This is a genomic window from Streptosporangium jomthongense (assembly GCF_042650425.1).
In the GTDB taxonomy this organism is placed as follows: domain Bacteria; phylum Actinomycetota; class Actinomycetes; order Streptosporangiales; family Streptosporangiaceae; genus Streptosporangium.
Genome location: NZ_JBHSBC010000005.1, coordinates 49,340 through 73,990, shown reverse-complemented (window position 1 = coordinate 73,990; position 24,651 = coordinate 49,340). Strand labels below are relative to the sequence as shown.

The 24,651-nt window shown below is 69.5% G+C and carries 25 protein-coding genes; 15 read left to right on the top strand and 10 right to left on the bottom strand.

The features are described 5' to 3' along the window. Positions 1-47: 47 nt before the first annotated feature. The 6 genes from ACFOYY_RS07810 (at position 48) to ACFOYY_RS07785 (ending at position 6,855) form a co-directional block, all read left to right on the top strand. A complete protein-coding gene (locus ACFOYY_RS07810; protein WP_352014784.1) occupies positions 48-1,166 on the top strand; it encodes a zinc-dependent metalloprotease in 1,119 nt (372 codons plus the stop codon). A gap of 107 nt (positions 1,167-1,273) precedes the next feature. Continuing rightward, positions 1,274-2,317, top strand: a complete 1,044-nt coding sequence (gene tilS / locus ACFOYY_RS07805) for a tRNA lysidine(34) synthetase TilS (protein WP_449343611.1) — start codon at positions 1,274-1,276, stop codon at positions 2,315-2,317. 13 nt (positions 2,318-2,330) lie between these two features. Then, the gene (hpt, locus tag ACFOYY_RS07800) at positions 2,331-2,888 is read left to right on the top strand and encodes a hypoxanthine phosphoribosyltransferase (RefSeq protein ID WP_352014782.1); all 558 of its coding nucleotides are present in this window, start codon (positions 2,331-2,333) and stop codon (positions 2,886-2,888) included. Positions 2,889-3,173: 285 nt separating this feature from the next. Further along, entirely contained in the window at positions 3,174-5,147 is a 1,974-nt protein-coding gene (ftsH, locus tag ACFOYY_RS07795) for an ATP-dependent zinc metalloprotease FtsH (RefSeq protein WP_386188924.1), read from the top strand. 2 nt (positions 5,148-5,149) lie between these two features. Further along, the gene (folE, locus tag ACFOYY_RS07790) at positions 5,150-5,731 is read left to right on the top strand and encodes a GTP cyclohydrolase I FolE (RefSeq protein WP_352014780.1); all 582 of its coding nucleotides are present in this window, start codon (positions 5,150-5,152) and stop codon (positions 5,729-5,731) included. 347 nt (positions 5,732-6,078) lie between these two features. Then, the gene (locus tag ACFOYY_RS07785) at positions 6,079-6,855 is read left to right on the top strand and encodes an SDR family oxidoreductase (RefSeq protein ID WP_352014779.1); all 777 of its coding nucleotides are present in this window, start codon (positions 6,079-6,081) and stop codon (positions 6,853-6,855) included. A gap of 144 nt (positions 6,856-6,999) precedes the next feature. Here the strand turns inward: ACFOYY_RS07785 and ACFOYY_RS07780 are convergent, their stop codons facing one another. Both ACFOYY_RS07780 and ACFOYY_RS07775 read right to left on the bottom strand, forming a co-directional pair. Then, positions 7,000-7,632: a class I SAM-dependent methyltransferase gene (locus ACFOYY_RS07780; protein WP_386188922.1), complete on the bottom strand. Its 633-nt coding sequence runs from the start codon at positions 7,630-7,632 to the stop codon at positions 7,000-7,002. Between the two features lie 6 nt (positions 7,633-7,638). Beyond that, the gene (locus tag ACFOYY_RS07775; protein WP_386188920.1) at positions 7,639-8,616 is read right to left on the bottom strand and encodes a helix-turn-helix transcriptional regulator; all 978 of its coding nucleotides are present in this window, start codon (positions 8,614-8,616) and stop codon (positions 7,639-7,641) included. Positions 8,617-8,711: 95 nt separating this feature from the next. Between ACFOYY_RS07775 and ACFOYY_RS07770 the strand changes: the two genes are divergently transcribed. Both ACFOYY_RS07770 and ACFOYY_RS07765 read left to right on the top strand, forming a co-directional pair. Next, entirely contained in the window at positions 8,712-9,320 is a 609-nt protein-coding gene (locus tag ACFOYY_RS07770) for a TIGR03086 family metal-binding protein (RefSeq protein ID WP_362780920.1), read from the top strand. 45 nt (positions 9,321-9,365) lie between these two features. After that, positions 9,366-10,478 (top strand): winged helix DNA-binding domain-containing protein, encoded by a 1,113-nt coding sequence (locus ACFOYY_RS07765; protein WP_386188918.1) that lies wholly within the window; start codon positions 9,366-9,368, stop codon positions 10,476-10,478. Between the two features lie 7 nt (positions 10,479-10,485). Here ACFOYY_RS07765 and ACFOYY_RS07760 read toward each other — a convergent pair whose 3' ends face one another. Both ACFOYY_RS07760 and ACFOYY_RS07755 read right to left on the bottom strand, forming a co-directional pair. Then, complete coding sequence (locus tag ACFOYY_RS07760; protein WP_352014775.1) at positions 10,486-10,869, bottom strand: peptidase inhibitor family I36 protein; 384 nt, start codon at positions 10,867-10,869, stop codon at positions 10,486-10,488. A gap of 124 nt (positions 10,870-10,993) precedes the next feature. Continuing rightward, positions 10,994-11,764: an aminoglycoside adenylyltransferase family protein gene (locus tag ACFOYY_RS07755; protein ID WP_362780925.1), complete on the bottom strand. Its 771-nt coding sequence runs from the start codon at positions 11,762-11,764 to the stop codon at positions 10,994-10,996. Positions 11,765-11,840: 76 nt separating this feature from the next. On the opposite strand from ACFOYY_RS07755, the gene ACFOYY_RS07750 reads away from it, so the two are divergent. Together ACFOYY_RS07750 and ACFOYY_RS07745 are read left to right on the top strand one after the other, a co-directional pair. After that, on the top strand, positions 11,841-12,368 hold the full coding sequence (locus ACFOYY_RS07750; RefSeq protein ID WP_362911148.1) for an RNA polymerase sigma factor: 528 nt from the start codon (positions 11,841-11,843) through the stop codon (positions 12,366-12,368). A 38-nt stretch (positions 12,369-12,406) separates the two neighbouring features. Next, positions 12,407-12,868 carry a peroxiredoxin family protein gene (locus tag ACFOYY_RS07745; RefSeq protein ID WP_386188915.1) on the top strand — a complete coding sequence of 154 codons (462 nt, stop codon included), beginning with the start codon at positions 12,407-12,409 and terminating at the stop codon, positions 12,866-12,868. A 94-nt stretch (positions 12,869-12,962) separates the two neighbouring features. On the opposite strand, the gene ACFOYY_RS07740 is transcribed toward ACFOYY_RS07745, so the two are convergent. Further along, on the bottom strand, positions 12,963-13,550 hold the full coding sequence (locus ACFOYY_RS07740; protein WP_386188913.1) for a DUF3995 domain-containing protein: 588 nt from the start codon (positions 13,548-13,550) through the stop codon (positions 12,963-12,965). Continuing rightward, complete coding sequence (locus ACFOYY_RS07735) at positions 13,547-14,548, bottom strand: helix-turn-helix transcriptional regulator (RefSeq protein ID WP_386188911.1); 1,002 nt, start codon at positions 14,546-14,548, stop codon at positions 13,547-13,549. The genes ACFOYY_RS07740 and ACFOYY_RS07735 overlap by 4 nt, the downstream gene beginning before the upstream one ends. A 52-nt stretch (positions 14,549-14,600) precedes the next feature. Here ACFOYY_RS07735 and ACFOYY_RS07730 point away from each other — a divergent pair, with 52 nt between their 5' ends. The 3 genes from ACFOYY_RS07730 to ACFOYY_RS07720 all read left to right on the top strand — a co-directional run bounded on the left by ACFOYY_RS07730 (position 14,601) and on the right by ACFOYY_RS07720 (position 17,339). Beyond that, positions 14,601-15,746 (top strand): epoxide hydrolase family protein, encoded by a 1,146-nt coding sequence (locus tag ACFOYY_RS07730; protein ID WP_386188909.1) that lies wholly within the window; start codon positions 14,601-14,603, stop codon positions 15,744-15,746. 360 nt (positions 15,747-16,106) lie between these two features. After that, on the top strand, positions 16,107-16,283 hold the full coding sequence (locus tag ACFOYY_RS07725) for a hypothetical protein (protein ID WP_386188907.1): 177 nt from the start codon (positions 16,107-16,109) through the stop codon (positions 16,281-16,283). Between the two features lie 6 nt (positions 16,284-16,289). Then, complete coding sequence (locus ACFOYY_RS07720; protein WP_386188905.1) at positions 16,290-17,339, top strand: scabin-related ADP-ribosyltransferase; 1,050 nt, start codon at positions 16,290-16,292, stop codon at positions 17,337-17,339. On the opposite strand, the gene ACFOYY_RS07715 is transcribed toward ACFOYY_RS07720, so the two are convergent. From ACFOYY_RS07715 to ACFOYY_RS07705, 3 genes are all read right to left on the bottom strand, one after another. After that, on the bottom strand, positions 17,251-17,622 hold the full coding sequence (locus tag ACFOYY_RS07715; protein WP_386188903.1) for a hypothetical protein: 372 nt from the start codon (positions 17,620-17,622) through the stop codon (positions 17,251-17,253). The genes ACFOYY_RS07720 and ACFOYY_RS07715 overlap by 89 nt on opposite strands. After that, entirely contained in the window at positions 17,619-18,023 is a 405-nt protein-coding gene (locus tag ACFOYY_RS07710; RefSeq protein WP_386188901.1) for a YbaB/EbfC family DNA-binding protein, read from the bottom strand. The genes ACFOYY_RS07715 and ACFOYY_RS07710 overlap by 4 nt, the downstream gene beginning before the upstream one ends. A 160-nt stretch (positions 18,024-18,183) precedes the next feature. Beyond that, positions 18,184-19,161: a GlxA family transcriptional regulator gene (locus ACFOYY_RS07705; RefSeq protein ID WP_386188899.1), complete on the bottom strand. Its 978-nt coding sequence runs from the start codon at positions 19,159-19,161 to the stop codon at positions 18,184-18,186. 72 nt (positions 19,162-19,233) lie between these two features. On the opposite strand from ACFOYY_RS07705, the gene ACFOYY_RS07700 reads away from it, so the two are divergent. Further along, entirely contained in the window at positions 19,234-20,439 is a 1,206-nt protein-coding gene (locus ACFOYY_RS07700; protein ID WP_362780944.1) for an MFS transporter, read from the top strand. 185 nt (positions 20,440-20,624) lie between these two features. Here ACFOYY_RS07700 and ACFOYY_RS07695 read toward each other — a convergent pair whose 3' ends face one another. Beyond that, the gene (locus tag ACFOYY_RS07695) at positions 20,625-20,828 is read right to left on the bottom strand and encodes a DUF397 domain-containing protein (RefSeq protein WP_352014762.1); all 204 of its coding nucleotides are present in this window, start codon (positions 20,826-20,828) and stop codon (positions 20,625-20,627) included. Between the two features lie 223 nt (positions 20,829-21,051). On the opposite strand from ACFOYY_RS07695, the gene dnaE reads away from it, so the two are divergent. Further along, positions 21,052-24,645 (top strand): DNA polymerase III subunit alpha, encoded by a 3,594-nt coding sequence (gene dnaE, locus ACFOYY_RS07690; RefSeq protein WP_386188896.1) that lies wholly within the window; start codon positions 21,052-21,054, stop codon positions 24,643-24,645. The last annotated feature ends 6 nt before the right edge of the window (positions 24,646-24,651 follow it).

Sequence of the window (24,651 nt, the reverse complement as noted above, 5' to 3'; positions counted from 1 at the left end):
CGACACTGACCGCGCGGGCGGTACGGATACCACGTACGGTGGACGGTATGCAGGTGATCGACTGGGACCTTGCCGTCGCGACCGGAACGCGCCTGGTGCGCCCCGGGCCGCAAGTGAGCCGAGAGGAGGCCCGCAGGGCGGTCGCCGAGCTGCGGCAACTCTCCAGAATCGCCGAGGGACACGTCCGCGAGTTCACCCGGATCGACACCGAGACCGCGCCCGTGGCCGCGACCGTCGTCGACCGGCCGGGCTGGATCAAGGCCAACGTCGAGGGCTTCCGGGTGGTGCTCGAACCGCTGACCCAGCGGATGGCCGCCCGCAAGGAGCAGACGCCCGCGATCGTGACCGCGGTCGGCTCCCGCATCACCGGGGTCGAGGTCGGCGCGGTGCTGGCCTTCCTGGCCTCCCGCGTCCTGGGGCAGTACGAGCTGTTCCTGCCCCCCGACCCCTCGGGCAGGCAGCCCGCGGGCCGTCTGACGCTGGTGGCGCCCAACATCGTCCACGCCGAGCAGGAGCTCGACGTCAACCCGCGTGACTTCCGGCTGTGGGTCTGCCTGCACGAGGAGACCCACCGGGTGCAGTTCACCGGTGTGCCCTGGCTCAGGGAGTACGTCCGCTCCCAGATGACGGACTTCCTGCTCGCCTCCGACATGGACCTGAGCACGCTCCTCGACCGGCTCCGCTCGGCGGCCGACGCGGTCGCCGACGCCGTCAGGGGCGGCGAGGGCAACCTGATCGACGCGATCCAGACCCCCGAGCAGAAGGAGATCCTCGACCGGCTCACCGCGGTGATGACCCTGGTCGAGGGGCACGGCGACTACGTGATGGACGCGGTCGGCCCCGCCGTCGTGCCGACCGTCGCCGACATCCGCGCCAAGTTCCAGCACCGCCGCGAGGGTGGCTCCCGGCTCGACCGCACGGTCCGCAAGCTGCTCGGCGTCGACCTCAAGATGAAGCAGTACGCCGAGGGCTCGACCTTCGTCCGCACGGTCGTCGAGCGGGTCGGGATGGACGACTTCAACAAGATCTGGACCTCCCCGCAGACGCTTCCGACCCAGGACGAGATCGGCGACCCCGGCCGCTGGATCGCCAGGGTCGTCGGCACCCGGGCCCTGCCCGGCGCCAACGGCACCGCCGTCGCCCCGGAGGAGGGCCCGGCGGCCTGACGGGCCCTTCCTGAGCCCTTCCCGGGCCCCGCCCGGAGTGCTCCCGAGCTTCGCCTGGAGTGTTCCCGGGCCCGGCCTGGCGTGGGAGAGGCGTCACAGGGCGGACAATGGCGGGCATGGGTCCGCCTCCCGCCGTCGCCGACGTCCGCCGGGCCGTACGGCTCGCGCTGGACGGCACGGCGCCGGGCTCTCTCGTGCTGGTCGCGTGCAGCGGCGGCGCCGACTCCCTGGCGCTGGCCGCGGCGACCGGTTTCGTCGCCCCCCGCGCGGGGCTGCGCGCCGGACTGCTCACCGTCGACCACGACCTGCAGCCCGGCTCCGACGACCGCGCCCGCGACCTCGTACGGCTCGCCCCCTCGCTGTGTCTCGACCCGGCTGAGGCGGTGCGTGTCCGCGTCGGGACGGAAGGGGGGCCGGAGGCGGCGGCCAGGCAGGCGAGATACGCCGCGCTGTCCGAGGCCGCAGAGCGCCTCGGGGCGGCGGCCGTGCTCCTCGGACACACCAGGGACGACCAGGCGGAGACCGTCCTGCTCGGCCTGGCCAGGGGGAGCGGCACCCGCTCACTGGCCGGGATGCCGGCGCGGGCGGGGCTGTACCTGAGGCCGCTGCTCGGGCTGGGCAGGCGGACGACCGCGGCCGCCTGCGCGGGGATGGGGCTGAGCCCCTGGGAGGACCCGCACAACCGCGATCCCCGCTACACCCGGGTCAGGGTCAGGACCCGGTTGCTGCCCGCCCTTGAGGACGAACTGGGGCCCGGCGTCGCCGAGGCGCTCGCCAGGACCGCCGACCTGTGCCGGGACGACGCCGACGCCCTTGACGGCTGGGCCGGACGGGCGTACGCGGAGGCGGTCGCCCGGGGCGCGGGCGATTCAGCTCTTAGCGATATCGCGGACGAACCCGGGGCGGTGGTGCTTGCCGTACGGGAGGTGGTGGATCTGCCCTCCGCGGTGCGGCGCCGGGTGCTGCGCAGGGCGGCGATCGAGGCCGGATCGCCGCCGGGGACGCTCGCCGCCGCCCACGTCCTCCAGGTGGACCGCCTGGTCACCGCGTGGCGGGGGCAGCGCCGCGTAGAGGTCCCCGGAGGGATTGGGGTGGTGCGCCGGTATGGCACCCTGGTGTTCGCCAGACACCCAGCAAGCCCCATCTCGTAAGGAAAAATCCCAGGTGGACGCAGCCGACATGGGCAAGGACCTCGAAAGGGTCCTCATCACCGAAGAAGAGCTCCAGGCAAAGATCAAGGAGCTGGCGGGCCGCATCGACGAGGACTACGCGGGAGGGGACCTGCTGATCGTGGGCGTGCTCAAGGGCGCGGTCATGGTCATGGCCGACCTGGCGAGAGCACTCCACCTGCCGGTCCAGATGGACTGGATGGCGGTCTCCTCCTACGGCGCGGGCACCAAGACCTCGGGCGTGGTCCGGGTTCTCAAGGACCTGGACACCGACATCGCCGGGCGGCACGTGCTGGTCGTCGAGGACATCATCGACTCCGGCCTGACCCTTTCGTGGCTGGTGCACAACCTGAAGTCCCGAAACCCCGCCTCGGTGGAGATCTGCGCGGCTCTGCGCAAGCCGGACGCGGTCAAGGTGCCGCTCGACGTGAAATACATCGGATTCGACATTCCGAACGAGTTCGTGATCGGTTACGGCCTCGACTACGCAGAGCGATACCGCAATCTTCCCTTCATTGGGACCCTCGCGCCCCATGTGTATGGGGCCAGCTGAAAAAGTACGCCCTGGGCGAAGTCTGCCCCTCCTGCGTACGACATTCGCCATAGGGGAGGGGAACACACGCCCACCTGACGTACGTTGGTAGGGCAAAGCCGGTGCTGTCCGGGCGGTTACTCCGTGCGGCACACCGGTGTACCTTCGGACGATCAAGAGGGCGGCTTCGCCCGCCAACTCTTGGTCGTCAGTTGGAGCGGTTAGGGAGACCGCGAGCCCCGGGCTCCGTCCGGGGTTGCCAGGCCATGGTCAGGAAGGGACGGGCCCGCCGGGGTTCCGCATCGGATGGATCTCAAGCGATTTACACGTGGGCCACTGCTGTGGATCCTGGGCATCGTCGTGCTGCTCCTGCTCGTCACCACGATGTGGAACAGCGACGGCAGCATCGACAAGGCCGACACCTCACAGATCGTCAGCTGGATCAACGAGGGCAAGATCTCCAATGCGAAGGTCATCGACAAGGACCAGCGCATCGAGGTCACTCTGACCGACGGTAAGCGCTACTACTCCTCGTGGGTGACCGGCCAGGGTGTCCAGCTCACCGGCCAGCTCCAGGCCGCCAAGGACGCCGGGAAGCTCGCAAAGGGCTACACCGTCGACGTGCCGAGGGACAACTTCCTTCTCGGCCTGCTGATGAGCTTCCTGCCGATCGTCTTCGTCGTGCTGTTCTTCCTGTTCATCATGAACCAGATGCAGGGCGGCGGCTCCCGGGTGATGAACTTCGGCAAGTCGAAGGCCAAGCTCATCACCAAGGACACCCCCAAGACCACCTTCGCCGACGTCGCGGGCGCGGACGAGGCCATCGAGGAGCTCCAGGAGATCAAGGAGTTCCTCCAGGCCCCCGCCAAGTTCCAGGCCATCGGCGCCAAGATCCCCAAGGGCGTCCTGCTTTACGGCCCGCCCGGAACCGGTAAGACCCTGCTCGCCAGGGCGGTCGCCGGTGAGGCCGGGGTCCCGTTCTACTCGATCTCCGGTTCCGACTTCGTCGAGATGTTCGTCGGTGTCGGCGCCTCCCGGGTGCGCGACCTGTTCGAGCAGGCCAAGGCGAACGCCCCGGCCATCATCTTCATCGACGAGATCGACGCGGTCGGTCGTCACCGTGGCGCCGGTCTCGGCGGCGGTCACGACGAGCGCGAGCAGACGCTGAACCAGCTCCTCGTCGAGATGGACGGCTTCGACGTCAAGGGCGGCGTCATCCTGATCGCCGCGACCAACCGGCCCGACATCCTCGACCCGGCGCTGCTGCGCCCGGGGCGTTTCGACCGCCAGGTCACCGTCGACCGCCCCGACCTTGAGGGCCGCAAGGGCATCCTCAAGGTGCACGGCAGGGGCAAGCCGTTCGCCGAGGGCGTCGACCTCGACGTCATCGCCCGCCGGACGCCCGGCTTCACCGGTGCCGACCTGGCCAACGTGATCAACGAGGCCGCGCTGCTCACCGCCCGCGCCGACCAGAAGCTCATCACGATGGAGACCCTTGAGGAGTCCATCGACCGCGTGATGGCCGGTCCCGAGCGCAAGTCGCGCGTCATGTCGGACCAGGAGAAGAAGATCATCGCGTACCACGAGGGTGGACACGCCCTGGTCGCGCACGCGCTGCCCAACTCCGACCCGGTCCACAAGATCACGATCTTGTCCCGTGGACGCGCCCTCGGTTACACGATGACGCTGCCCATGGAGGACAAGTTCCTGGCGACCCGCTCCGAGATGATGGACCAGCTCGCGATGCTGCTCGGTGGCCGCACGGCTGAGGAGCTCGTCTTCCACGAGCCCACCACCGGCGCCTCCAACGACATCGAGAAGGCCACCTCCATCGCCCGCCGCATGGTCACCGAGTACGGCATGAGCGAGCAGCTCGGCGCCCGTAAGTTCGGCGCGGGCAACGCCGAGGTCTTCCTCGGACGTGAGATGGGTCACGAGCGCGACTACTCCGAGAAGATCGCCTCCGCGATCGACGAGGAGGTCCGCCGCCTCATCGAATCCGCGCACGACCAGGCGTGGGAGATCCTCGTCGAGTACCGTGACGTGCTCGACAACCTGGTGCTCGAACTCATGGAGAAGGAGACCCTCTCCCGCGAGCAGGTGCTGCAGATCTTCGCGCCCGTCGTGGTCAAGGAGAAGCGCCCCTCCTATTCGGGGTACGGCAAGCGGCTGCCCTCCAACCGGCCGCCTATCCTGACCCCGAAGGAGCAGTCGGGTAACGGAGCGCTCCCCGCGGGCACCGGGCACACCGACTCTGTGGTCCCCAGGGACGGGAACTGAGTGTGAGCGTCAATCCCCTCAAGGTCGACTCCGAAAGGCTGGAGAAGGCCGTCCGCGAGATCCTCTACGCCATCGGAGAGGACCCCGACCGTGACGGCCTCCGGGACACCCCGGCACGGGTCGCGCGAGCCTACGCGGAGCAGTTCGCCGGGCTCGGGCAGACCCCCGAGGACGTCCTGACCACGGTCTTCGACGTCGACCACGACGAGATGGTGCTCGTCAGGGACATCGAGGTCTACTCGACCTGCGAGCACCACCTGGTCCCGTTCCACGGTGTCGCCCACATCGGCTACATCCCCAACGAGAAGGGGCAGGTCACCGGCCTGTCCAAGCTCGCCCGCCTCGTCGACGTCTACGCCCGGCGCCCCCAGGTGCAGGAGCGGATGACCTCCCAGATCGCCGACGCGCTCATGAACGTGCTGGAGCCCAGGGGCGTCATCGTCGTCATCGAGTGCGAACACCTGTGCATGACCATGCGCGGTGTCCGCAAGCCCGGGGCGAAGACGATCACCTCGGCGGTCCGCGGCGACTTCCGCAGCAGCGACAAGACCCGCGCGGAAGCGATGGCCCTCATCCTCCGCTGATCTTTCCGCACCGAAGCCCCTGTCTTCCTGGCGGGGGCTTCGGCGTTTCTCGGAGGCTTCGGCGTTTCTCGGGGGCGGAGGACGCCGATGTCAGGAGTCGTTGTCGGGGCGCGGGTCGGCCGGTGTCTCGAAAGGCCTGGCCCGGGGTCCCGGCTTTCCCGGGTGATCGCCCATGTCGTTCCTTTGGCCGAGGCGCCTGACCCCCGGGTGTGGTTTTTGAATAAGCGGCGTGAGTCCTTTTCGCGATGGCCGTGACCGGGCGGGGTTTCCGGTTTCACGAAGGCGGCAACGGAGCCTCGGCCGTTCTAGTTGCTCCGACAACGTGAATATGTGTTTACCGTGATCACGTGAAGAACGAACCGCGTACCTACGTAGTCACAGGCGCCGCCTCCGGCATCGGCGCCGTCACAGCCGACCTCCTCGCCGCCGGAGGCGATCGGGTGATCCGCTGTGACCTGAACGACGCCGACGTGCTCGCCGACCTGAGCACGCGGGAAGGCCGGGAGCGGCTGGCCGAAGGCGTCGCCGCCGCCTCCGGTGGCACCGTGCACGGCCTGGTGGCCGTGGCCGGGGTCGGCGACCTGAGCCCGGCCCCCGTACGGGTGAACTTCTTCGGCACCCTCGCCACACTCGACGCGGTCCGGCCGTTCCTGGCCCGCTCGGAACGGCCCCGCGCCGTCGTCGTCTCCTCGCTGGGCGCCATCGTCGCGGCGGACGAGGGCCTGGTCGAGGCCTGCCTGTCGCTGGACGAGGAGGCCGCGGCCGAGGAGGCGGCCAAGATCGTCGAGGCCGGGAACGGCCAGACCGTCTACACGTCGAGCAAGCTGGCGCTCAACCGGTGGTTGCGCCGCGCCGCGGTCGGTCCCGACTGGGCGGGCGCCGGTATCCCGCTCAACGCCGTCGCCCCGGGCGTCGTGGACACCGAGACCGCCAGGAGGTTCGTCATCGACGACCCGGCCGCCAGGGAGCTGATAGAGGCCCTGATGCCGCAGCCACTGGGCTTCCCCGGCCCCGTCGAGGCCGTCGCCTCGCTGCTCGCCTGGACGGTGAGCCCCGGCAACGCGTTCATGACCGGGCAGATCCTCTACGCCGACGGCGGCGCCGAGGCCGTGCTGCGCCCCTAGAGTTCGCGGATACGGTTCTGACCCGGTAGGAACCGTGTCCGCGCAGGGCGTATCTCGGCCGTGGCGGTGTGAACGACCTGGGCTGAGCCGGCAGCCCCATGCCTCGAATCCCGAAATATGGCCTTAAGTCTTTTTCTAAGGTGACTAGTGCATCAACAGATGGCCCCGGCGGAATCGTTCGCCTTCGAGGGGTTCGCGGAGCATTCGGCCTATTTCGAGGAATCCGGCGTCGGTGGCCAGTTTCGCGAGGTCGTCGATCGGCCATCGGTAGGCCGTCGTCACCTTGTGGTCGAACGGTGTGACCGGATCGCCCTCCGACTCGAAGAAGCCGAGCAGCAGGTGCCCACCGGGCGCGAGCACCCGCCGGAACTCGGCGAAGTACGCGGGCACCTCCCTGGGCGGGACGTGGATGATCGAGTACCACGACAGGACGCCCCGCAGCTCGTCGTCGGCCAGGGCCAGGGCGTCCATGGAACCGACCTCGAACCGCATGTCCGGATACGCCTCACGGGCGATGTCGATCATCACCGGTGACAGGTCGACGCCGAAGACGTCCACCCCCAGGTCTCGCAGGTGCGCGGACGTCCGCCCCGGACCGCATCCCAGCTCGGCGACGGGGCCGGCGTCCCGTACGAGCTCGGCGAACACGGCGAGCACCGCGCGGTCGAGCGGAAGGGGGTCGAGGTAGTTCCTGGTGAGTTCGGTGTAGAGGACGGCGACGGCGTCGTAGGCGTTCGCCGTCGTGTCGAGGTATGAGGAGGATTCGGCCACGGGCACCAGAGCCTATGAGGCTTCGCCGTCGCCTGGTAGGGCTTCGGCGTAGCGGCGGGCGAGGGTGCGGATGTGGGTGACGAGTTCGGGTGGCCCGTCGACGCGGAAGTCCATCATCAGCATGCTGAGGTAGACGGCGATGGTCTCCAGGGCGTCGGCACCGGTGACGAGGACGCTGGTGTGGGCGTCGACGGCCTCGACGATGCCGACGGCCGGGTTGATGCGGGCGATCACGGTCTCGGCGGGGGCCAGGACGGTGACACGGGCGTGGACCTTCCAGCCGGTCCGCGCGACCTCGCGCAGGACGAAGGCGACGAGGTCGTCGTCGGGCAGGGAACGGGCGGCGAAGTGGCGGGACGCGGACCGGACACGGGCCAGGCCGGCGACGGGCAACGCCCGCCAGGCGTGCGCGCCGAGGTCGTAGGCGACCAGGAACCAGCGGCGGCGCCAGCTGATCAGGCGGTAGGGCTCCACCTCGGTCTCGGTGCCGTCGCGGGTCGCCAGCAGGGTCACGCCGTCACGGATCGCGGCCGCGACGACGGTGAGGATGGCGGCGGGCACCGGGGCGTCCGGCTCGCGGGAGCCGACCGTGGCGGGCCCGACCGCGGTGGCGGAACGCAGGGCGGTCACCTTGCGCTGCAGGTGTCTCGGCAGGATCTGCTGGAGCTTGGCGAGCGCCCGGGTGAGGCTGGCGTCGATGTCCTCGATCCCGGTCGATCCGTCCTCGGCCAGGCCGACGGCCAGCGCGACGGCCACCGCCTCGTCGTCGTCGAGCAGCAACGGAGGCATCTTCGCACCCTGTCCGAGCCGGTATCCGCCGACCGCCCCGCGTGTGGCGTGCACCGGGTAGCCGAGTTCGCGAAGGCGCTGGACGTCCTGCCGCAGCGTGCGTTCGGCGACACCGAGGCGCTCGGCGAGTTCACGGCCCGTGTGGGACCGGTCCTGCAGCAGGGACAGCAGGCGCAGCACCCGGGCCGTCGTCGAAGCCATTGATCCCTCACCCCCGGCAGTAATTAGGCATAAAACTAGCCTAATGGGCCCATAGGCTGATGTCACAGGCAAGGAAGAGACCGAAGGGCAAGATCATGAACGTCACCGTCACCTCCCTGCGGCCCGTCTGGCGTGAGGTGCTGGCCGCCTCGTACCGGGCGCTGGAGAACAGCGTCGCGGGTGTGCGGGACGGCGAATGGGACAACGCGACTCCGTGCGCGGAGTGGACGGTCACCCAGGTGATCCAGCACGCCGCGGGCGACCAGCTCGCCTACGCGAAGATGCTCGGCGTCGGAGACGGTCCGGCCTACGACCCCTTCACGCCCTCAGGAGCCGTCGACGGCACCGCGGCGGAGCTGGTGGGGGACGCCGTCGAGAGGACCGGCGCGGCGTGGGCGGCGGTGCCCGACGACAGCGAGAGCGTCCCGACGCCGCTGCCGCACGGTGAGCTGCCCACCCCGGTCGCCGCGGTGATGTGCGCGCTCGACGCCGCCGTGCACGCGTGGGACATCGCGATCGCCACGGGCAGGCCGTCCCCGCTCGACGACGAGCTCGCGGGCCACCTTCTCGCCGCCGCGCGGGAGATCGTCGAACCGCTGCGCCAGTGGGGGGCCTACGGCCCCGTGGTCGAGGCCGTAGGCGGACCCTCCGCCACCCCGGTCGTCGACGACCTGCTCCGCTACCTCGGCCGTGTCCCGCGCTGACGGTGTGGTGGCGGGATTGTCGGTGGCGAAGGCTACGGTGATCGGGTGGAACTCACCCCTCGGCAGGCGCTCGGCCTGCGGCTGTCCAGCCTGTTGCTCCGCGCGTCGTCCGGCGGCGCGGCGCGGGCGACGACCGTGGCCGAGGTGGTGACCTGGCTCGGAGCGATGCAGGCTCAAGACCTGGCCAGCGGGCTGTGGTCGTTCGGCGCGCGGCTGCCCGAGCACACCGTCACCGACGTCACCGCCGCGCTGGAGCGGCGTGAGGCGCTGCGCACGTGGCCGATGCGCGGCACCATCCACTTCGTCCCGCCCCGCGACGCCCGCTGGATGGTCGAGCTGATGGGCGTCCGGGTGCTGAACGGCGCGGCGAGGCGGCGCGAGCAACTCGGCCTCTCGGAGGAGACCGCCGTCCAGGCCATGGAGGTGCTGGGTTCGGCCCTGGCCGGGGGCGGACGGCTGAGCCGGTCGGAGTGCCTGGCCGTGCTGGAGGACAAGGGCATCGACACCGGTGGCCAGCGTGGCTACCACCTGCTGTGGTACGCCAGCCAGCGGGGCGTGCTGTGCATCGCCCCCAACATCGGCAACGAGCAGAGCTTCGTGCTGCTCGACGAGTGGGTTCCCGACCCGCACCGGCCCGAGCGCGACGAGGCGCTGGGCACCGTCGCCCTGCGTTACTTCCGTGGCCGGGGGCCGACCACCAGGCAGGACTTCGCGGGCTGGACCGGCCTGACCGCGGCCGACGCCAAACGCGGCATCGCCGTGGCCGGTGACGCGCTGGCCAGGGTGACCGTCGACGGGGTGGAGACATATGCCGACGCCGCGCTCCTCGACACGGCCCCCACCCCGGCCGGTGACGACGAGGTGCTCGTGCTGCCGGGCTTCGACGAATACCTCCTGGGCTACAAGGACCGTTCGCTCATGGTCGCCGACGAGCACAAGGCGGCCATCATCCCCGGTAACAACGGGGTCTTCCAGGCCACCGTGGTCCGCGCAGGCCGGGTCGTGGCCACCTGGAAACGCACCCTCGTGAAGAACCAGGTGCGGGTCGCCGTCCTGCCGCTCACCCCACTCCACCGAAGCGACCGGGCGGAGGTCGAGCGGGCGTTCGAGCGGTACGCGCGGTTCGTGGAACGCACCCCCGAAGTGCGTTGGCCGTGAGTCGTCGTCACCAGCTGCACCACACATTTCCGCGATATGAGGAGATCTTGTCGTTGGCGGCGGCCCCGACGTTGTCCACCCATTCTCCGGGCCCGACGCCTATCAGGGTCCTACCGCCCCAGTTCGTGTGCTCGTAGAAACACACAGCGTCATTGGTGCGGTTCCAGATGGAACTCGTCAGGTCGTTGATGAATGCGCCGACATTGGCTTTGTCGGTTCCCGGCGTGTTGCTGTAACGGCCTCTGCCGTAGGTGTCGCCGTAAAGGCATACATAACCCTCCGGGCAGTTGTCCCAGTCCATCGCCTTGGCCTGCGCCGGTGTCGCGGTGACCACGGTGGTCATCGTGGACACCGCCATCACCGTGGCGGCCAGAACCCTTCGCTTTCTCACCCGTGTCACTCCCTTTTTTCACCCATGTCGCATGCCGTACGGAGAATCATTTTGCCGATATGCGACCGGGATGTCGTTGACGCCTCCGGTAGTCGTTGTTGACGATTTCTGCACGGCCCGGTCCTCACGGTGAGTTCGGGCGGGGAGAAAGCCGGTCGATCTCGGCGAGCACTTCTTCCGCGTACGGCCCCGCCTGGGTTCTCAGGCCCTCCGGCCAGGTCTCCTCGGAGTAGCGGTGGCCGAGATAGAGGTTCCTGGCGTGCTCCAGGACGCGACGGTGAGACGGCGGGAGGCGGGGCAGAGCCCAGTCCGCGGCGGTGTCCTTCGGCCTGATCTCACCGGTGGTGAGCGTGCTCCAGACCCGGGCGAGGGTCAGCACGACGTTGCGGGTGTCGGTTTCCAGCTCCGCCAGCAGACCGGGCAGGCCCGCCAGGCTCGCCCTGACCAGGTCCGCGTGGGGGACGGGGTCGAGGACCCGCGCCGGTGGCGGGCCGGTCAGCGGGCGGTCACCGGCCAGGACCATGGTGACCAACAGGGCCAGGTCCGGCATCGGCTCCGGCCGGGGAACCGTACCGGCCGTGAACTCCGCACGCAGCCACTCGCCGTACAGGAAGTCGCCGGTCGGCGGGAAACGCCACGGGCGGACCTCTGACTGGACGACGACGGTGAGTTCGACCGGCCGGAGCCCGGCGGTGAAACCCGAGAGGCCGAGCAGCCCCCGCAGGAGCGCGCCACGCTCCCGGTCGTCCATGCTCCGCCGGGAGACGACGAGAACGTCGAGGTCACTGGCCGGTCTGAGGCCGCCGAGCACCGCGGAGCCGTGGAGGTAACCGCCGACGACCCCGGAGCCCAACACGTCGCCGACCAGACCCACGATCTCCCGAAGTTGGTTCATCCCATCAGTTTCGCGAATCCTTTTCGGACGTCGGAGCCTCTTATGGGGGACGGCCTTTTCCGGAAGGGGGTTCCAGGTGGACGGTGGTTGGGCGAGCGAGCAGCTCATCGAGGCCGCCCAGGGCGGTGACGTGGAGTCGATCGCCGCGGTGGTCTACGGCGCCCACCCGCATGTACGGCGGTTCGCCGAGCACCTGTGCGCGTCCCCGCAGGACGCCGAGGACGCGGCGCAGGAGGCGTTGATCGTCCTGTTCCGCAAGATCGGCTCGTTGCGGGCCTCGGCGGCGCTGGCGTCCTGGATGTTCAGGATCGTCAGGAACGAGTGCGTGCGCCGCGCCCGGCGGCTGCTCGACCACCACGGCGAGGAGGCCGGGGCGGGTCTGGCCGCGTCCGCCGAGGAGGAGGTCCTCCGGCGGCTGGAGGCCGGCCTGCTCGCGCAGGCGATCCAGGAGCTGCCCGACGTCCAGCGCCGTGTCCTGATCATGCGGGACGTGCTGGGCTACCCGGGGCGTACGGTCGCCACCTCGCTCGGCCTGAGCACCCCGGCGATGAAGTCCCACCTGCACCGAGCCCGTACCGCCCTCCGGACCAGCCTGAGGCCGTGACTCCTGAAGACCCCGAACGTTCGAAGGGAAGTTCCACCATGCTCGAAACCGGATCGCCCGCCCCGGAGATGGTGCTCGAAGACACCGTGGGCGACACCGTCCGCCTGTCCGACTACCGGGGCGAGCACGCCGTGCTGCTCTACTTCGTGCGCTCCACCTCGTGCCCCGTCTGCAACAGGAACGTCCAGGACCTCGTCAGGAGCGGCGACGACCTGGAGGCCGAGAACGTCCGCGTCCTCATCGCGGTCCCCGAGAGCAGGCAGCGGGCGGCCACCTGGAAGGCCAGGCAGCGTGTTCCGTTCCCCGTGCTCACCGCCCGCGGCGGCACCCCCCACGAGATGGTCGGCCTCGACAGGAGGGTCTTCGGCGCGATGCAGCGGTCGGGCAGCCTGCTCGTCGACGTCCACGGCGTCATCCGGCACGTCCACAGCGCCACCCTCCCCACCGGCGGCTACGACAGAAAGGGTGTCATGCGGGCCGTACGGTCCCTCGGGGTGTGAGGGTCGGTCGCCCGCGAGGGCGCGGTCGTTGAATCGTTGCCCGGTGACGGTCATCGCCATTGCCGGGCCGGGCATGTTCGTCAAGGGAACGGGACTATCCCAGGCCCCATATCAGGAGCATGACGGAGATCGCCAGCGCGCCGAGACCGCCGATGATCCCCGCGATCACGGCGTTCCGGCGTTCGGCGACTCCGCGCAGGTGGGCTCGTGCGGCGAGGAGGAAGGCGACCCCTCCGGCCACGAACCACGGTCCCCACAGGTAGGTGTACCAGCGGCTGACCGACCGCAGCTCGGGATCGATGCCGACGACGTTCGTCTCGACGAGAATTCCGTTCACGACGAATCCCGCGCCATGGCAGATGAGCAGGACCCCCGCGCCCCACGCCATCAGTTGCAGGAGAAGGTTCATGCCGTGCCCCCAGGGACGACGGCGGATGAGCGCCAGGCCCAGCACCGCGCCGACGACCTTGAGCACACCCGTCACCCACAACGCCGTGATGAAGCCGGAGTCCTGCCTCGCGGCCAATTCGACCAGCTGGGGTGAGAGCGTGGTCGAGGCCCCCGCCAGGCCGATACCGAGCGCCCAGCAGAAACTCGGGACGGCGAAGGCGAATCCCCAGAAGGCGGTGGCATATCCCGGCCATCGTGCCGGATGGCCTGTTGCGTCAAGGCTCAGACTCATGACGGCGATTCTGCTTGATCCTTTGACACCGCCTGCGGCCGGGGGCCGTACCGGGTCGCCTCACTGAGGCGGGCGGCGAGGGCGTGGATGTGCCGGACGAGTTCGGGAGGGTCGTGCACCTCGAAGGGGACACCGAGCCCCGCGACCCACATGGCCAGCTCGTCCAGGGAGTTCGACCCGGTGCTGAGGACACACGTGTCGTCACCGGTCGGCTCGACCACCGCGATCGTCGGCGGCATCCGGGCGGCGATGACGTCGGCCGGGGCGTGCACCGTGAACCGGCCGCGGTAGCGGTACGGATTGACGGAGATCCGTTCCGCGACGTACTGGACGAGGTCGGTGCCGGGCGGCTCGCGGGGCGTGAAACGCGGCCCGTTCGGGGTGCGCAGCCGCAGCCGGTCGATGCGGAACGTGCGCCAGTCGCCCCGGCCGGTGTCCCACGCCACCAGATACCACCGGCGCCCCGAGTTGACCAGCCGGTACGGCTCGGCCGCACGACGGTCCTCGGTGCCGTCGTGGGAGCGGTAGTCGAATCGCAGGCTCTCCCGGGCACGGACGGCGGCGGCGATCGCGGTGAGCGTGGCCGGGTCCACGGCGGAGGCCCGGTCCGTCAGCGGGACCGTGACCGACCGCAGGTCGCCGACGCGGTTCCTCAGCCGGGCGGGAAGAACCTGTTCCAGCTTGGCCAGGGCGCGGACGGAGGTCTCCTCGATGCCCGTCACCCCGGAGACGGCGGCGGTGCCGAGCCCGATGGCGACCGCGACCGCCTCCTCGTCGTCGAGCAGCAGCGGCGGAAGCCCGGCCCCCGCCCCGAGCCGGTAGCCGGGGGCGCCCGCGGTGGCGTGCACGACGTATCCGAGGTCGCGGAGGCGTTCGACATCGCGGCGGACCGTGCGGGATGAGACGCCGAGCCGTACGGCCAGTTCGGTGCCCGACCAGTCCCTGGGGGTCTGCAACAACGAAAGCAACCGCAACAGCCGTGCCGATGTCTCCAACATGACGTCCAGCCTAGGACCGAAGCTGTCCTAGCCGCTGCCTACGGTGAGGGACATGAACAACGACCTGCGGATCCACCCGTTCCGGATCGACATCCCGCAGACCCGGCTGGACGACCTGCGCGGTCGGCTCGCGGCGACCCGCTGGCCGGACGAACTGCCCGGTGTGGGCTGGTCGTACGGGGTTCCCGTCGCCTACGCGCGCAAGCTGGCCGACTACTGGCGCACCGGTTTCGACTGGCGTGCCGCCGAGGCGCGGCTGAACGCGTTCCCGCAGTTCACGACGGAGATCGACGGGCAGAACATCCACTTCCTGCACGCCCGCTCACCCGAACCCGACGCTCTTCCGCTGATCATCACGCACGGCTGGCCGGGCTCGGTCGCCGAGTTCATGAAGATCATCGGCCCGCTGACCGACCCGGTGTCGTACGGCGGCGCCCGGTCCGACGCCTTCCACGTCGTGGCCCCGTCCATCCCCGGCTTCGGCTTCTCCGGCCCGACCACCGAGACCGGCTGGGACCTGCGGCGCGTCGCGCGGGCCTGGGCGGAGCTGATGGGCCGGCTCGGCTACCGGCGCTACGGCGCGCAGGGCGGCGACAGCGGCGCGGTCATCTCGCCGATGCTGGGCCGTACCGCGCCGGAGAACGTCGTCGGCGTGCACGTCAACGGCGCGCTCGGCTTCCCGACCGGCGACCCGGCCGAGTTCGTGGGCCTCACCCCTGAGGAACTCGCCCGTCTCGGCCAGTACCAGAACCAGGACCAGGCCGGTTACGCGATCATCCAGGCGACCCGGCCGCAGACCCTCGCCTTCGGGCTGCACGACTCACCCGCGGCGCAGCTGACGTGGATCGTGGAGAAGTTCAAGGAGTGGACCGACCCGGCCCACGAACTCCCCGAGGACGCGGTGGACGTCGACCAGTTGCTCACCGACGTGAGCGTCTACTGGTTCACCGGGACCGCGGCCTCGGCCGCCCGCCTCTACAAGGAGGAGCAGAAGAGCTGGGGCGCGGCGGCCGAGCACTCGGCGCTGCCCCACGGGGTGGCGGTCTTCCCAGGCGACGCGGGGGTCAGACGGATCGCGGAGCGCGAGCACAACGTCGTGCACTGGTCGGAGTTCTCCAGAGGCGGCCACTTCGCCGCCATGGAGGCCCCCGACCTTCTGACGGAGGACATCAGGACCTTCTTCCGCCCCCTGCGCTGACCCGGCCCTTCCCTTCGGAACCACGGCCCAGGCGGGGAAGGAGCCTTCCAAACGCCCGAGGAGCCGCCGTCACCGTGACCGGTGTCCGGCTGCGGGGCAACGCCGGAGTGAACGTCTCCCATCGAGACGGCCAGTCTCGGGTGGCCTTCCCTCCCCGGATTCGGCTCGTCCACCGCATCGCTCACCGGCCGGCCCGGCCGCGTCCCGTCAGGGTGAAAGGCCCGTTCGGGAAGGGTCGAACGGGCCGGTTCGGGGGTGGTGGCGGTCCGTACGAGAGGGGCGGCGGGCGTCGTCGCACCGGTGTTCCGGTGGTCTCCGGTGGCGTGGATCATGGACGGCCGATCCAGTAGGCTCCACGCGATGTCCGAGAGGCCCGAATCATCCCTGATCGCTGACCGTGTGCGTGCCGAGGCGCGTTCGGAGGCCAGAAGGTCGGTCGTCGCGATCGACGCGTCCTTCGACCCGGACGGGGCGGTCGGCTCCCGGCGGAACGGCGCGGAGGGCCCGTCGGGCGTCCGCAACCCGAACGACCGCTGAGCGTCGATGTCCCTCCAGTTACCGCAGGCGCTGGCGGCCCCGCTCGCCTGGACCGGTGTGGCGGCGTGGCCGGAGGGGTTCGACGAGGACCTCCTGCACGCGGAGGGCACGCGGTACACGGCGATGGCCGCCCGGTTGCGGGGCTCGGTCCGCGACACCGACGCGTACGCGAGCCAGGTGTGGCGGGACAACACCGGCGACGGTGTGGACGCCTACCGCTCGTGGATGGCGGAGAACGCGCCCGCCGACCGGGCGAACCGGCTGGCCGACGCCGCCGAGCTGGTGGGCCTGGCCCTCCTGACGGCGGCCGTGGCCACGCTGCTGTGGAAGCTGGGGGTGATCGCCCAGCTCGTCGCGCTGGTGGTCGTCGCGGCCCGAGCCGTGGCCTCGCCGACGACGCTGCCCGCGGCCGTCGCCAGGACCCGTCGAGCCCTGCGCACGCTGCTGGACGACATCGTCCGCTTCCTCTCGCGCGGCGTGGTCGAACCGATGAGGCGCGCCATGGCGCTGCTGCGCACCGGCGTGGGCCGGCTGCGTGGCCGGCCCGCGGACTGGGACCCGCTCAGGGCGGCGGCCAACCGCGAGGTGAACATCTCGGCGATCCGGCCGCGTCCCGGCTTCCGAGGCTCGCCCTTCCGTAACAGCACCCGGCCGGTGTGGCGGCGGGACAGCGAACCCGTCTACCGGTCGGACACCCGGCATCCCGACGAGATCTTCTCCGAGGGCTTCCGGCCGAAGAACCCGCACAACACCGACCTGAACGGATACGTCGAGCACCTGGACCCGAGTTCACGCCAGACCGCCTACGTCAGCACCAGCTACTCCGACAGGATCCATCTCCAGTGGCACGAATACGGTCGCCAGGGCTGGGTGTACGACATCCGAACCCCCGGCGGCACCGGTCTCCGCCTGCCGAACTCCAGCTACGACGAGGTCGTCTTCCCCGGTGGGGTCTCCCCGGAGTACGTCATGCGGGCCAGGCCGTACCAGGTGTCCCGTAAGGGCGATGTGACGGTGGGGGACTGGCTGGAGAACCCCCACGCGAGGCCTGGCTGACGGCCTCCTCGCTGAGGCTCTCCGCCCGCCGGTAGCCGGCGTCCATCCGGCCGAGCGCCTGCCCGGCGTCGCCCAGGTCGGCCACGACCGACTCCAGCGACTCGGTGATCGCGCCGAGCGTCCGGCCTAGGAGGTCGCCCAGCAGCCCGCCGACGGGCCCGGAACCGAACGCGGCCGTCGAGGACCCGAGGCCGCGCCCCTGGGCGGCCAGATCTCCGCCCACGCCGCCGAGTCCGCCGGACGCCGTACGGAGGCTGGGTGAGCGGACCTCAAGGGGCTTCATCCGCGTCCCTCGATCCGGCGGGCCAGCTCGCCGATCTCCTCCACGAAGAGGTTCATCTTCCGCATCGACTCCTCCTGGACGGTGCCCAGCGTCTCCGTCAGCCCCGTCACGTCCACCGCCCTGTGACGGGCGTCGAGGTTCGAGCGCAGGTCGTTGAGCGCGGCGTTGACGGCGTGCACGACCTGGTCGCACAGCTCCTGCAGGCCCATCCGCATGACCCGGGGGTCGGCCCTCAGCGAGCTGAGCAGGCCGTCCGGCGAGACCTCGGCGACGATCCGCCCGTCCGCGGCCGTTCCCCTCCCACCCGGGGGCTCGTCCTCGGACGGCGGCCGGTCAGCCGCGTCGAGCGCCCGGCGGGCCTCCTCCAGGAACCGGTCGAAGTCCTCGAAACCCGCTGTCATGAACCATCACCATAAGGACGGCGCCCTACGACAGGCCGTCGCCCGGATGAACGACCTCCAACGTGCCGCTTACCGGCCCGCTGCCGCCCGAGGGCTTCTTGGACGACGCTCTCCCGTTGGCGCACCGGCCACCGCGCGTCCTGGTCCGCGCCGTACGGCGTCAGCGGAAGGAACGGCGGTAGGCGGCAGGGGTGGTTCGCAGGGCGCTGTGGAAACGGCGGCGGAGGTTGACCGCCGAGGAGAGGCCGACGCGGGTGGCGATGGTCTCGACGGGCAGGTCGGTCTCCTCAAGCAGGGCGCGGGTTGCGGCCAGGCGGCGTTCCAGCAGCCAGCGGGCCGGGGGGACGCCGAGCTGGTCGGCGAACTGCCGGGTGAGGGTCCGGGGGGAGACGCCCGAGTAGGCGGCCATGTCCTCGACGGTGATCGGGTCGTGCAGGCGCGAGAGCAGCCATTCGAGCAGGGGCGCCAGGGGAGCCGGCATGGGGCCGGTGGTCGGCAGGGGAGGGTACTGCCGCTGGCAGCCCTCGCGGTGCGGACCGGCGGCGAGCTGACGGCCGATGCGCATGGCGTGGGCGGCGCCGTACTCCTGGAGGACCTGGTGGAGACAGAGGTCGAGGGTGGCGGCCGAGGCTCCGGCGGTGGCGACGTCGCCGTGGTCGACGTAGATGATGGTGTCGTCGAGGATGATGCGGGGGTGGCGGGCGGCGAGTTCGCGGGAGAGTTCCCAGTGGACGGAGGCCCGGCGGCCGTCCAGGAGCCCCAGGGTGGCGGGGACGAAGATCCCGGAGCCGACGGCGACGATGCGGGCGCCTCGTGCGTGGGCCTGGGACACCGCGCCGAGTACGGCGGGCGAGGGGGTGAGAGCCCAGCTCCAGCCCGCGATGATCACGGTCTTGGCGTCGTCGACGGCCTCCAGCCCGCTGTCGACCTGGATGGGGACGCCGAGGGTGGTGGGCAGGGAGCCGGGGTGCTCGGCGCACAGGCTGAAGCTGTAGTGCTGGGGGATCGCCGAGCCGTGGTAGCCGAAGACGGCCGAGGCGGAGGTGACCGGGTAGAGCTCCTGCTTCGGAGCGACCAGGGCGACCACACGGTGCGGGCTGAGAGAGGCCGGGGGTGGTTCCGGGCAGTCCAGGGACATGGCTCAAATGTACCCAATGATGTCATTCGGGACACCGGCGCCCTGGGTTGGAGAAACTCAGAATGAGGATTTATGTGGACGAGGAACTTCAGCCTCTATTTCGGAGCCCGTACGATCTCACTGCTCGGCGACGCGATGATGCCCGTCGCCTCGGCGCTGGCGGTCGGAGAAGTCTACGGGATCGCGGGTGTCGGCTACACGCTCGCGATCTGGACCACGTCAGCCGTGCTGGTCATGCTGTTCGGCGGGGTCTTCGCCGACCGGATCGGCGCCCGGCGCCTGATGATCGGCGCGGACGCGCTCAGGGTCGTCACCCAGGGATGCGTGGCCGTCGCCTTCCTGGACGGCGCCCCGCCGCTCGCCCTGCTGCTGACGATGGCGTTCTTCTCGGGCATCGGCGCCGGGACGTTCGAACCGTGCATCAACGGCATGGTCCCCCTGGTCGCGAAGGACCCGCAACGGGCCAACGCGACACTGAAGATCGCCGAGGCGATCACCCAGCTGGCGGGTCCCGCGCTGGCCGGAGTCCTCATCGTCGCCACCGGCCCGGTCTTCGTCTACACGGTCGACGCCGCGACCTTCCTCGTCAGCGGGGTGGCCCTGCTGATGATCCGGGTCACCGTCCCCAAGCCGGGCCCCTCCAACGTGCTGGGCGACCTGCGCAGGGGCTGGGAGGAGTTCAGGGCCATGAACTGGATGTGGTCGACCATCCTGGTCTGGGTCTTCTGGGGCGTTCTGGTGATCGGGCCGTACGTGCCGCTGTCGTCGCAGGTCATCGGGGCCGACTACGGCTGGGTGATGGCGGCGCTCGGCCTCGGCACCGTACTGGGCGGGCTGGTGGCGATCAGGCTCAGGCCGGCCAAGCCGCTGGCCGCCGGGGCGACGGCACTGAGCGGCTACATGGCCGCGCCCCTGTCGGTCGCGCTCGGACTGCCGCTGCCGATGCTGATGGCCGGGCACCTGATCGGCGGGGTCGCGATGGCGTTCTGGTCGGTGATGTGGTCGACCAGCGTCCAGACGAAGGTCGCACCGGACGTGATGAACCGGGTCAACGCCTACCAGGTGGCCGGGTCGGTCTCGGGCATGGCGGTCGGGCAGGCGATCGCCGGTCCGGTCACCACGCTGATCGAACCGCGCACCTTCATCATGGGGTCCGCCCTGGTGACGCTGGGCGTGGCGGCGGCGCTCCTGCTGATCAGGCCGATCAGGCAGCTCGGCCGGGCCCCCGAGGAGACCGGCGGCCCGTCGATCGTGGCCCCGGCCGAGTCGCTGACGTAGCCGGTGCCCGGGAGGGCCGGGCCATCGTGGTACGCGGGGGCGCCCACGGTGGCCCGCAGTGGTCCACGGTGGCCCACTGTGGTTCACAGCGGTCCGCGGTGGCCCACTGTGGTTCACAGCGGTCCACGGTGGCCCGGGGTACGGCCCGCTGTTCGGCCGGAACCCGGCGAAGACGTTGTCGCCGATCAGAAATCGAACGTTCCAATTTTCACGTGGCCTATGAAGGCGTCCCATCCGGAGACACCGAAGGCCAGGGCCGGGCCGGAGGGATCTTTGCTGTCGCGGACGGCCACCAGGCCGGGGAGGTTCACGGCGACCTCGACACAGTCGTCGTGGGTGCCGCTGAGACTGCTCTTGTGGAACTCGGCGCCGGTCAGATCGGGAATCATGGGGGCTCCTTGCCTTAGGGCGGGCGGTCTGGTCCTCACTCTGCGAGGTGGTCCCAACACGCGCAAGACCTCCATGTCGTATGGGCATACCGGGGCTCATGGAAGGGCGGGGCCGGACATACAAGTCGATCATGCGCTTCCGGGAGTAACAAGGGTCACCCACTGAGCCGCGTCGATAAGGTTGGGGCACCGACCGCTCGACCCCGAAAGGCCAAGATCAACCGTGGCTGATTCGTTCGTGCACCTGCATGTTCACACTGAGTACTCCATGCTGGACGGCGCGGCGAAGATCGGGAAGATGGCCGATCGGGTCGGTCAGCTCGGCATGCCCGCCATCGCGATGAGCGACCACGGCAACCTGTTCGGCAGCTACGAGTTCAACAAGAAGGTCACCGGCGCCGGGATCAAGCCGATCATCGGGATCGAGGGCTACGTGAGCCCCGAGTCCCGCTTCCACAAGAAGCCCGTCTTCTGGGGAGAGCCGCACCAGCGCAAGTTCGACGAACAGCGTGGGGTCGGCGGTGACGTGTCGGCGTCAGGCACCTACCTGCACAAGACGATGTGGGCCTACAACGCCCAGGGCCTGAAGAATCTCTTCAAGATCTCTTCGCTGGCCTCGCTCGAAGGCCACATGAAGAAGTACCCCCGCATGGACGACGAGCTGTTCGACCAGTACCACGAGGGGATCATCGCGACGACCGGCTGTCCGTCCGGCGCGGTCCAGACACGGCTGCGGCTGGGCCAGTTCGACAAGGCGCTGGAGCACGCGGCGAAGTACCAGGAGATCTTCGGCAAGGAGAACTACTTCCTGGAGCTGATGGACCACGGGAAGATCCTCATCGAGACCTGCGTCCGCGACCAGCTTCTGGAGATCGGCAGGATACTCAACATCCCGCCGCTGGTCACCAACGACTCCCACTACGTCACCGAGGACCAGGCGACCGCCCACGACGCGCTGCTGTGCGTCGGCACCAACTCCCAGATCGACGCGCCCGACCGTTTCCGCTTCTCCGGAGCCGGTTACTACATCCGCTCCGCCGAGGAGATGCGCGGCCTCGACCACGACGAGCTGTGGAGGCAGGGCTGCGACAACACCCTGCTGATCGCCGAACGGGTCGAGTCCTACGAAGAGGTGTTCGCCCACCGGGACCTCGCCGCCAAGTTCCCCGTCCCCGAAGGGGAGACGGAGATGAGCTGGCTGCGCAAGGAGTGCGCCCGCGGCGCCGTGCGCCGGTTCGGGGACCCGGTCCCCGCCGAGGTCCTCGAACGCATCGAGTACGAGCTCGGCGTGATCGAGACGATGGGCTTCCCCGGCTACTTCCTCGTCGTCGCCGACATCTGCCAGTACGCCCGCGACAACGGCATCTGGGTCGGCCCCGGACGAGGTTCGGCCACCGGGTCGATGGTCGCCTACGTCACCGGCATCACCGAACTCGACCCCATCGAGCACCAGCTGCTGTTCGAGCGGTTCCTCAACCCCGAACGAATCTCGATGCCCGACGTCGACCTGGACTTCGACGAGCGTCGGCGCGGTGACATGATCCGCTATGTCACGGAGCGGTACGGCGAGGACAACGTCTCGCTGATCATCACCTACATGACGATCAAGTCGAAGGCGGCCGTGAAGGACGCGGGGCGCGTCCTGGGCTACCCCTTCGCCGTCGGCGAGAAGATCACCAAGGCGTTCCCGCCCGCCGTCATGGGCAAGGAGATCCCGCTCAGCGGCATCTTCGACAAGGACCACCCTCGATACGCCGAGGCCAGCGAACTCCGCAAGCTGTACGAGGAGGACGCCGACGTCAAGAAGGTCATCGAGACCGCGCTCGGCCTTGAGGGGCTGACCCGGGGCACCGGTGTCCACGCCGCCGGCGTCATCCTGTCGTCCCAGCCGCTGGTCGACGTCATGCCGATCTTCATGCGGCAGGACGACGGCGCCCGCATCACCGGCTTCGACGGGCCGTCCAGCGAGAGCATGGGCGCGCTCAAGATGGACTTCCTGGGCCTGCGCAACCTCACCGTGCTCGGGGACGCGGTCGAGAACATCAAGGCCAACCGCGGCATCGAACTCGACATGCTCAAGGTGCCGCTGGACGACAAGAAGGCCTACGAGCTGCTGGCCGCCGGGTGGACGCTGGGCGTGTTCCAGCTCGACTCGTCCATGATGCGCGACCTCACCAAGCTGATCGCCCCCACGGAGTTCGAGGACGTCTCGTCGATCCTCGCGCTGGGACGTCCCGGACCCATGGGCGCGAACGCGCACGTCAACTACGCGCTGCGCAAGGCGGGGACGCAGAAGGTCGAGCCGATCCACCCCGACCTCAAGGACGCCCTGGAGCCGATCCTCGGCAACACCTACCACCTGGTGGTCTACCAGGAGCAGGTCATGGCCATCGCCCAGCAGCTCGCCGGCTACACCCTCGGCGGCGCCGACATCCTCCGGCGCGCGATGGGCAAGAAGAAGAAGGAGGAGATGGACAAACAGTGGGCCACGTTCTCCTCCGGCATGATCAGTAAGGGTTTCACCGAGGAACACGCCAAGGCCGTCTGGGACGTCCTCGAACCCTTCAGCTCCTACGGCTTCAACAAGTCCCACACCGCCGGGTACGGACTCGTCTCCTACTGGACCGCCTATCTGAAGGCCAACTACCCCGCCGAGTACATGGCGGCGCTCCTGACCTCGGTCGGCACGAACAAGGACCGCATGGCCATCTACCTGGCCGAATGCCGCCGGATGAAGGTCCGGGTCCTGCCGCCGTCGGTCAACGAGTCCAACCTCCGGTTCTCCGCCGTCGGCGAGGACGTCCGGTTCGGCCTCGGCGCCATTCAGAACGTCGGCGACGGTCCCATCCAGGGGATCATCTCGGCCCGCAAGGAACACGGGAAGTACACCGACTTCAATGACTTCCTGACCAAGGTCCCCGTCCAGGTCTGCAACAAGCGCACGATCGAATCACTGATCAAGGCCGGAGCCTTCGACGACCTCGACCACCCGCGATTCGGGCTCGTCATGGTGCACGAACAGGCCATCGACTCCGTCATCGACGTCAAGAAGAAGGAGGCGATGGGACAGGACTCCCTGTTCGGCGCCTTCGAGGACTCCGGTGACGGTGACGCGGCCTTCGCCGTCGTCGTCCCGCCGAACGAGTGGGACAAGAAGACCAAGCTCGCCTTCGAGCGCGAAATGCTCGGCCTCTACGTCTCCGACCACCCTCTCAACGGCGCGGAACGCGTTCTGGAGAAGAACCGCACCCACTCGATCGCGCAGGTCCTCAACGGCGACGCCGACCGGGAACGCGGTGAGATCAAGATCTCCGGCATCATCTCCGGCGTCGAGAAGAAGGTCACCAAGCAGGGCAACGTCTGGGCCATCCTCAAGATCGAGGATCACGACGGCAGCCTTGAGGTCCCCTGTTTCCCGACCACCTACCAGCTCTACGGCGACAACCTCGCCCCCGACCTCGTCGTCGCGTGCACCGGCAAGATCCGCATCCGGGAGAACGGCGAGGACGCCAGCGTCAGCTTCAACGCCGTCGCCTTCGAGTTCCTCGACATCTCCAAGGTCCCCCAGCCCGGCGACAAGGACCCGATCGTCATCTCCCTCCAGGAGAGCAAGATCGACCGGAAGCTCGTCGACGAGCTGAAGCAGATGTTCCGGACCCACAAGGGCGACACCCCGGTCCAGTTCATGGTCGAACGGCTCAACCGGCGCAAGGTCCTCGTCGGCCTCGCCCCGGAGTACAAGGTCAACCTCGCCAACGGCGCCTTCGCCGGAGACCTCAAGGTCCTCCTGGGCCCCAACGCCCTGGCCGACTACTGACCCTTG